At 45.8% G+C, this 9,067-nt stretch carries 5 protein-coding genes and 1 riboswitch; of the genes, 1 reads left to right on the top strand and 4 read right to left on the bottom strand.

Going from position 1 to position 9,067, the window contains the following annotated elements; translation table 11 throughout:
* Positions 1–108 precede the first annotated feature (108 nt).
* From AB1L08_RS20215 to uvrB, 4 genes are all read right to left on the bottom strand, one after another.
* On the bottom strand, positions 109–462 hold the full coding sequence (locus AB1L08_RS20215; protein WP_413066429.1) for a phage holin family protein: 354 nt from the start codon (positions 460–462) through the stop codon (positions 109–111).
* A gap of 3 nt (positions 463–465) precedes the next feature.
* The gene (locus AB1L08_RS20220; protein ID WP_413066430.1) at positions 466–1,626 is read right to left on the bottom strand and encodes a DUF4097 family beta strand repeat-containing protein; all 1,161 of its coding nucleotides are present in this window, start codon (positions 1,624–1,626) and stop codon (positions 466–468) included.
* Between the two features lie 73 nt (positions 1,627–1,699).
* Entirely contained in the window at positions 1,700–4,588 is a 2,889-nt protein-coding gene (uvrA, locus tag AB1L08_RS20225) for an excinuclease ABC subunit UvrA (protein WP_413066431.1), read from the bottom strand.
* Between the two features lie 7 nt (positions 4,589–4,595).
* Positions 4,596–6,575: an excinuclease ABC subunit UvrB gene (uvrB, locus tag AB1L08_RS20230; RefSeq protein ID WP_413066432.1), complete on the bottom strand. Its 1,980-nt coding sequence runs from the start codon at positions 6,573–6,575 to the stop codon at positions 4,596–4,598.
* 289 nt (positions 6,576–6,864) lie between these two features.
* Positions 6,865–6,946, top strand: a riboswitch (cyclic di-GMP riboswitch).
* A gap of 363 nt (positions 6,947–7,309) precedes the next feature.
* On the opposite strand from uvrB, the gene AB1L08_RS20235 reads away from it, so the two are divergent.
* The gene (locus AB1L08_RS20235; RefSeq protein ID WP_413066433.1) at positions 7,310–8,959 is read left to right on the top strand and encodes a sensor domain-containing protein; all 1,650 of its coding nucleotides are present in this window, start codon (positions 7,310–7,312) and stop codon (positions 8,957–8,959) included.
* Positions 8,960–9,067: the final 108 nt, after the last annotated feature.

Consider the following 9,067-nt stretch of genomic DNA (forward strand, 5'->3'; position numbering starts at 1 on the left):
GTATCCGCGGGTATTTTTCGGTATCCGCGGGTATTTTTCGGTATCCGCGGGTATTTTTCGGTATCCGCGGGTATGCAAAAAAATAACCGGACAGCATGGCTGTCCGGGTTATTTTCTGCGGGGTTCGATGACCGCTTTTTGAATGATGATATTGACGATGGACATGATGATGGCTGTGAGAAAAGCCAATCCAAAGTTATCGATTTCAAAGTTGCTGCCCATGAGGGCGTCCGTCATCAATAAGGTAAGGGCATTGATGACGAAAAGAAACAGGCCCAGCGTTAGAATCGTGATTGGTAAGGTAAACAGAATAAGAATCGGCCGTACGAGTATGTTTAAGATGGATAACACCAGGCTTGCGGCAAGCGCTGAGCCGAAGCTCGCAACGTAAAAGCCTTCAAAGTAGCCGGCAAAGGCGATAAACAAAATCGCATTAATGATGATTCCAATCAACCATCTCATATGTTACGCTTCCTCTTTACCGCTGGCTGTGACAAAAACAGAGCCGGTTTTTGTATCCGCGAGGACATGGATCGTTTCACCCTCGGTTCCTGTCCGTTTGAACTTCATCTGTTTTTGAATGACATCCCGTTTTTCGTGCAGGATGTTCACATCCTGCAAATCCAGTGTATAGCTGCCAAGGTTGGAACGGAGCTCGCCGTCCACTCCCGCTGTATCCGGAACATTCAAATGAATATTTCCCGTCACAGCCTTCGCTTCAAAAACCTTCGTTTCAGTATCTTTTAACGTGCACGTGATATTGCCGTTAAACGATTTGAGCTCCGCTTTCTTGCATGAAACCAGTACATCAATGGCTCCATTGATCGTTTCCGCTTCAACCTCATCGGCTTTGGACTCCTTCACTTTTATTTGTCCGTTAACTGTTTCGATATCCAATTTCCTGCCCGAGATATTTTCCAAGTCCACTTTGCCGTTTGTCGTTTTTACGATCAAATCATCACATTCCAGCCGTTCGCTCGTCAATTCGCCGTTAAAAATTCGCACCGAAACTTTTTTATATCTTTTTTGCGGGACATAAACGACTGTTTCAACTCGCATCCATTTCGATTTCGTTGCGAAACAAAGCATATTGCTGTCTTGTGAAAAAATCGTATTGTCCAGGAAATAGCTGCGGCCGTCTTCCCGGTCTTCTGCCCGGTATACTTTGGCTTGACATTCAATGCGCACCTCTTCCTGTTCCCAGGGAATGACCCTTACGGGTCCATTGGCGACATCAATGTCAATCCGGTCAATTCCTTCGCCGCTTTGCTGGAAAACGTGCGGTATTTCAACAGATTGATTGAACTGAAAATCGATTTCTTTAATCTTTCGCAGCGCCGAATTGACGAAATCAAAAATTCGTTCACCTGCGTTCTCCATTTGCTTATAAAAATTGTCTTCATCTTTTTTTGACTCTCCTGCACTTTCCTTCCCGGCGTTTTGATTTGCAGACTGATCGGATCCCGATAAGCCGGAGTTCACCCGGCTTTCTTCGGCGGCATCACGTTTCAGATCAGGAGCGGGCGCTTTCCCTTCTTCCAATGCATCCAGTAAAATAATCGCTTCCTGGGCGGATAACTTTCCCTGTTGTACCATTTCAAGAATTCGTTTTCGATCTTGATTCATATCGCTCCTCCTTTTTCAATGTGTACTGGGTTATACGGAAATGAGCGGCTTTTTGTTTCACTTTTAAAAAGATTTATTTTGCCACGGCCGTTTTCGAACTTGTTTCCTCCTGTGAAATTAACTGCTTCATCCGCTTATTGTCACGTTCCAATATGGGCTTTAAATAACGTCCTGTGTAGGAATTTTCACATTTGACCACTTTTTCCGGAGTACCTGCAGCAATGATCGTTCCGCCTTTATCCCCGCCTTCCGGACCAAGGTCAATAATGTAATCGGCTGTCTTTATGACATCCAGGTTATGCTCGATCACAAGCACCGTATTGCCGCTGTCGACAAGACGCTGCAACACTGTTAACAACCGGGCAATATCATCGGTATGCAAACCCGTTGTCGGCTCATCCAAAATATAGATGGAGCGGCCGTTTGAACGTCTGTGCAATTCGGAGGCGAGCTTTACACGCTGGGCTTCGCCGCCCGAAAGCGTCGTGGCAGGCTGGCCGAGTTTCATATAGCCAAGCCCGACATCTGCGATCGTTTGCAGTTTTCTTTTAATTCTCGGTATGTTTTCGAAAAATTCAAGTGCGTCTTCGATAGTCATATCAAGAACATCGGAAATATTTTTGCCTTTATATTTTACTTCCAGTGTTTCCCGGTTATACCTTTTCCCGTGACACACTTCACACGGAACGTACACGTCAGGCAAAAAGTGCATTTCGATTTTAATGATCCCGTCGCCACGGCAGGCTTCACAGCGCCCGCCTTTCACATTGAAACTGAAGCGGCCTTTCTTGTACCCGCGTATCTTTGCTTCGTTCGTGGCAGCAAACACATCCCGTATATCATCAAACACACCTGTATACGTTGCCGGGTTCGACCTGGGTGTCCGGCCAATCGGCGACTGGTCGATGTCTATCACTTTTTCCAAGTGTTCCAGCCCTTTCACTTCTTTATGCAAGCCGGGCTTCGCTTTTGCCTTGTGCAGCTTTTGCGCCAAAGTTTTATGCAAAATTTCATTCACGAGTGTACTTTTTCCCGATCCGGACACGCCGGTTACAGCAATGAACATGCCAAGCGGAATTTTTACATTGACATTTTTCAAATTATTTTCTTTTGCGCCTTTTATTTCAAGAAACCTGCCGTCTCCGGGACGGCGCTTCAACGGGATCGGGATGAATTTTGTTCCCGACAAATATTGGCCAGTCAGTGAATCCGGCTGTTTCATCACTTCTTCAGGCGTGCCGCAAGCGACGACCTTGCCGCCATGCACTCCCGCTCCCGGACCGATATCAATAAGATAATCAGCCGCAATGATCGTATCTTCATCATGTTCCACAACGATGAGCGTATTGCCGATGTCGCGCATGCTTTGAAGCGTATTGATCAATCGGTCGTTATCCCGCTGGTGAAGGCCGATGGACGGTTCATCCAATATATACAGCACCCCGGTCAGCCGCGATCCGATTTGGGTGGCCAGCCGGATCCGCTGGGCCTCGCCTCCCGATAACGTTCCGGCCGTCCGGCTCAATGTCAGGTAATCCAGGCCGACATTCACCAGAAATTGCAGGCGTTCGGATATTTCTTTTAAAATCAGATTGGCAATTTGCATTTCTTTTTCCGTCAAATCAATGGCCTGGAAAAATTGCTGCGCTTCCTTGATTGATAATTTCGTTACCTCGCCGATATGTTTGCCTTCCACTTTTACGGCAAGGCTTTCCACCCTCAGCCGGTGCCCGTTGCAGCTTTGGCAAGGATGTTCCGCCATATATTTTTCCATTTGTTCCCGGATATAGTCGGAGCTCGTTTCCTGATAACGCCGCTCCACATTCCGCAAAACCCCTTCAAACCGGATCTGGTTTTCGCGTATTTGCCCAAAATCATTTTGGTATCGGAACCGGATGACTTCCGAACCCGAACCATATAAAATTTTGTCCATTTGCGCCTTGGGCAAGTTTTTCACGGGAATATCCATATCGATGCCGTAATGGTGGCAAACAGATTGTAAAAGCTGCGGGTAATATCGGGAACTGACCGGAATCCACGGGGCGATCGCCCCCTCGTTCAACGTCAAATCCCAATCCGGAATCACGAGTTCTTTATCGACTTCAAGCTTGGAACCGAGCCCGTCACAGTCCGGGCAAGCCCCGAACGGGCTGTTAAAGGAAAACATGCGCGGCTCCAGTTTATTGATGGAAAAACCGCATTCCGGACAGGCGTGATGTTCGCTGAAAAGCAGCTCCTCTTCACCGATTACATCGATGATGACTTTTCCGTCCCCAAGACCGAGTGCCGTTTCAAGGGAATCCGCCAAGCGGGGTTCGACTCCTTCTTTGACGACAATCCGGTCGACGATCACTTCGATGGAATGCTTTTTATTTTTTTCCAACTGAATTTCTTCACCGAGATCAAGTGTTTCACCATTGACCCTGATACGGACGAATCCCTGTTTTTTAACCTCTTCCAATACTTTGGCGTGGGTTCCTTTGCGCCCTGAGACGACAGGCGCCAGCACCTGTAGCCTCGTTCGCTCCGGGTAGGACATGATCCGGTCGACCATTTGCTCAATCGTTTGCGATGTGATTTCGATTCCGTGGATGGGGCAGACTGGCCTGCCCACCCGTGCAAAAAGCAAACGCAAATAGTCATAAATCTCGGTAACCGTACCGACAGTGGAACGCGGGTTCCGGCTCGTCGTTTTTTGATCAATCGAGATCGCCGGCGACAGCCCTTCAATTGCATCCACATCCGGCTTATCCATTTGTCCCAGAAATTGCCGTGCATAAGCTGAAAGTGATTCCACATATCGCCTTTGGCCTTCTGCATAAATCGTGTCAAATGCCAGCGAAGACTTCCCGGAACCTGATAATCCCGTTACAACTACAAGTTTATCCCTGGGAATCGTGACATCTATATTTTTTAAATTATGGGCCCGTGCACCTTGAACAACTATTTTATCAAGTGCCATCGTCGTTTCATCCTTCCGCTTTAAGCTCCAAAATGGCGTCTCGAAGCTGTGCCGCCCTTTCAAAATCAAGCGCTTTGGCGGCTTCTTTCATTTCTTTTTCCATTGAAGCAATCAGTTTTTCTTTTTCCTTTGTCGATTGTGTTTTCCGTACTGCCTGATATTCGTATTGCTCGGGATCTTCAGCGGCAATCGTCGCACGAATGACATCGCGAATATCTTTTTGTATCGTAGCGGGGGTAATACCATGTTTTCGATTGTACTCTTCCTGGATCGCGCGTCTCCGTTTTGTTTCGGAAATCGCTTTTTCCATCGATTCCGTCATATTGTCGGCATACATGATCACATGGCCGTTCGCATTCCGTGCCGCCCGGCCCATCGTTTGGATCAGCGAGCGTTCGGAACGGAGGAACCCTTCCTTATCCGCATCAAGGATGGCTACAAGCGAAACTTCCGGAATGTCAAGCCCCTCCCGGAGCAAGTTGATGCCCACAAGGACATCAAATTTGCCGACACGCAAATCCCTTATAATTTCAATCCGCTCAAGCGTTTTAATTTCCGAATGTAAATACTGTACTTTTACCCCGACTTCCTTCAAATAATCCGTCAAGTCTTCGGCCATTTTTTTCGTCAGTGTCGTCACGAGGACCCGCTCATTTTTTGCCGCCCGGTCATTGATTTCACCAAGCAAATCATCGATTTGGCCCTCAATTGGCCGGACATCGATCGTTGGATCCAACAGTCCGGTCGGACGGATAATTTGCTCCACCATTTTTGGTGTTTTTTCCAGCTCATAAGGGCCCGGCGTGGCTGATACAAAAATTGCCTGTTTAATGTACTGCTCAAATTCTTCAAATTTGAGCGGCCGGTTATCAAGCGCAGACGGGAGCCGGAAACCGTGGTCAACGAGCACCTGTTTCCTGGCCTGGTCCCCGTTATACATGCCGCGGATTTGCGGAAGCGTAACGTGTGATTCATCAATGACTATTTGGAAGTCATCCGGAAAATAGTCCAGCAAAGTGTACGGTGTTGCGCCCGGCGGCCTGAGCGTCAAATGGCGGGAATAGTTTTCAATCCCTGAGCAAAAGCCCATTTCCCGCATCATTTCCAAATCGTACCGGGTTCTTTGCTCGAGACGCTGGGCTTCAAGCAATTTATCCTCCGCACGCAATTCAGCCAAACGTTCTTCCAGTTCCTCCTCAATATTTTTAATGGCGATTCTCAATTTCTCGTCCCCTGTCACATAGTGGGAAGCTGGAAAAATGGCGGCATGTTCGCGGTCGCCCACTATTTCCCCCGTGAGGGCATCGACCACCCGAATCCGGTCGATCTCATCCCCGAAAAATTCCACCCGGATGCATTGCTCCTCCCGCGCAACCGGGAAAATCTCCACGACATCCCCGCGGACCCGAAAGGTTCCATTCGTAAATTCGATATCATTGCGGGCGTATTGAAGATCCACCAGCCTGCGAAGGAGCTGGTTTCTTTCAATTTCCATGCCTGTCCGGAGAGAAAGCACGTGCTCACGGTATTCTGTCGGGGAACCGAGTCCGTAAATGCAGGAAACACTGGCGATGATGATGACATCTCTGCGCTCGAACAATGCGGACGTTGCCGAGTGCCTGAGCCTGTTGATCTCGTCATTGACACTAGAGTCTTTTTCAATAAATGTATCTGTCTGGGGAACGTAAGCTTCAGGTTGATAATAATCATAGAAACTGACAAAATATTCAACGGCATTGTTCGGAAAAAACTCTTTAAACTCACTGTAAAGCTGGCCGGCAAGCGTCTTGTTGTGGGCAATGACGAGCGTCGGTTTGTTGACTTCTTGAATGACGTTCGACACCGTAAACGTTTTTCCCGTCCCCGTTGCGCCCAAAAGCGTCTGATATTTTTTTCCGGAACGGATTCCCTCAACAAGCTGTTCGATCGCTTTTGGCTGATCGCCGGCCGGCTTATACTTTGATACTATTGCAAACTGGTTGATCAAAGCCGGCAGCCTCCCATTATTTCCCATATATTTATATTGATCTTCCGACTGTTAAAACAAACATTCGGAAAGGTAATTTGTAAAAATCACATACAATCATTTTAACACAAAACATGGTTTCATCACCAGTTTAAGCGAACGTATTTTCGATTCGAATGCTGTTCAGCCTTTTTAAAGTGCCCAGGGACACACAAACAATGTGATTTTCGACTATTTATCATAAATTTCGGCAATTTTCGTTGTAAATAAAAAAATTGGATGTTAAAATATGGATACATCTATAAGTACCTTTCGATAATGGCAAACTTGATGAAAATCAGGGACGCAAAGCCACGGGCCTACGGGAAAGCTATGGCAGCCGGGTTACCGAAAAAGGTTGGATATGGAAATGGCGAATTACCGCATCATTTCGTCCACTTTTCCATACAACAAAAATCCGCCTTTTTTATCTGGTGGATTTTTTTATTTGGGGGTGACACGACGATAAAGCCGTTTGTCGATTTCCATTTATATAAAGAAAAAGCAAATGATTCGCAATGCGGGAAAATAGGGCCTAAGCGCAGCCGACGATAAAACCCGAAAAACAAACGATGGATCATACACACTCATTGCACCTTAGTATGCTGCAAAAAGGTCCAATATGTTTCGTAGTATTGAAAGAAGGGGCAAAATTGAACTTTATTATGAGGTTATTGAATAGGAAAAGGCGGCAAATACGAAGGCAGCCCATAAACTTGAAAGAAATTTTTACTGTTGCGTTCCAGCATTCGGAAAATGCAATTTGTCTATTCGACAATGAAGGCAGCATCATATTTTGCAATCAAAAAGGGCATGAGCTGTTAAATATTCCAGACATCGAAAATCCGGATGCCCAAAAAAAATTTCATCATATTTTTTCATATTTCAACATGGATGATGCCTTTGGCCGATCTGTCCAATTGGGTGAGGCGTCGGTCTATGGACAGGACAATCAACTGTTGAACATTGAACTTACATTTATCCCGTTAACCCTTGATGATGGTCTATCGGGAATTGTCGTCATCATCAAACCGAATAAATATCAGCAGTTTGATTATTTGACTGGCATCCAGGGGTATTATTACGCCAAAAAATATATAAATCAGCGGCTTTCACGGGTAAATCAACAAGACACCTTTGCTTTTTTATATGTAAATATTGATGAATTGGACCACGTGATGGACGTATACGGACTTGAAACAGGGGAAAAAGTGGCCAAATCAATCGTTTCACATATTACCGGTTTGTATGACGACGACGATATCGTTTTCCGGATTGAAGAAAATACCCTTGGCATTCTCCTAAAGCGTCCGGTCGCTCCCAACCATTACATTTCCGAAGCTAAAAAACTGATCAATCATATTGAAACTCCCTTCAACATAAACCATCATGACATTCACTTTACGGCAACGATCGGGGGAAGCGTGTTTCCTTATGACGGAAAAGATTTCAATACATTGTTTAAAAAAGCGCGCATCGCATTGAAACAGGCCAAAGAACTGGGAAACGGAAACTTCCAATTTTATTTGCCCGAGATGAAAACGGAATCGCTGAAAAAATTTGAGTTGGAAGCCGACTTGCTAAAAGCCATACAGCATGGGGAGCTTTATGTGGAATACCAGCCAAAAATTGACATCCATACACAAATGGCAATTGGAGCAGAGGCACTCATCCGTTGGGAACATCCCGTTAAAGGGAATGTGTCTCCCGCAGAGTTTATTCCGGCAGCCGAGGAAAATGGGAAAATCATTCAGCTCATTGATGATTTTGTTATTCGCACGGTTTGCCGACAAATCCGGCAATGGAAAAAAGAGCAGGTCCCTTTTAAAAAAATTTCCATTAACTTGTCTGCAAAAAGCTTTTTGAAAAATGACCTGATCGACAGGATTTCGCATTACTTGGAGGAGTATTCTGTAAATCCGTCATCCATTGAGGTGGAGTTGACAGAAAGTTCCTTGTTACAATCGAGCGAACTCATAAGAAGCCAACTGGCAAAACTGGCGGAGATGGGGATCAGCATTGCTTTGGACGATTATGGGACTGGCTTTTCATCCATACACTACTTAAAAAAGTATCCGTTTCATACGATTAAAATTGACAGATCTTTTATACATAACATCGTTCACAGTGCTGAAGATGCGATGATCGTTAAGTTCATCATTGAGTTGTCGAAAGGGCTGCGAAAAAAAGTGATCGCAGAAGGGGTGGAAACAAGTGCCCAGTATCAACTGTTAAAAAAATACGGCTGCAATGAGGTCCAAGGCTTTCTGTTCAGCCGGGCAATCGCCGGCAAAGAAATCGCCAACATGTTTCTGAAGGAAAATGCTATCATACACGACAAGAACATGGCGCCAAGATTGCTGTAATCCATGTTTAAGAAAAAACGCTGACGCGTTCTTTCTTAGAGGTGAGAGGTGGGAGGTTGGATTTGATTAAATTGGCGACATGCCAATTTATGCTTTCTTATTTTTTAA

The organism is Siminovitchia jepli (genome assembly GCF_047228825.1).
Classification (GTDB): domain Bacteria; phylum Bacillota; class Bacilli; order Bacillales; family Bacillaceae_C; genus Siminovitchia.

Coding starts and splice junctions, on each gene's coding strand:
- AB1L08_RS20220 (WP_413066430.1), bottom strand. CDS start 1,626: ATGAATCAAGATCGAAAACGAATTCTTGAAATGGTACAACAGGGAAAG.
- AB1L08_RS20215 (WP_413066429.1), bottom strand. CDS start 462: ATGAGATGGTTGATTGGAATCATCATTAATGCGATTTTGTTTATCGCC.
- uvrA (WP_413066431.1), bottom strand. CDS start 4,588: ATGGCACTTGATAAAATAGTTGTTCAAGGTGCACGGGCCCATAATTTA.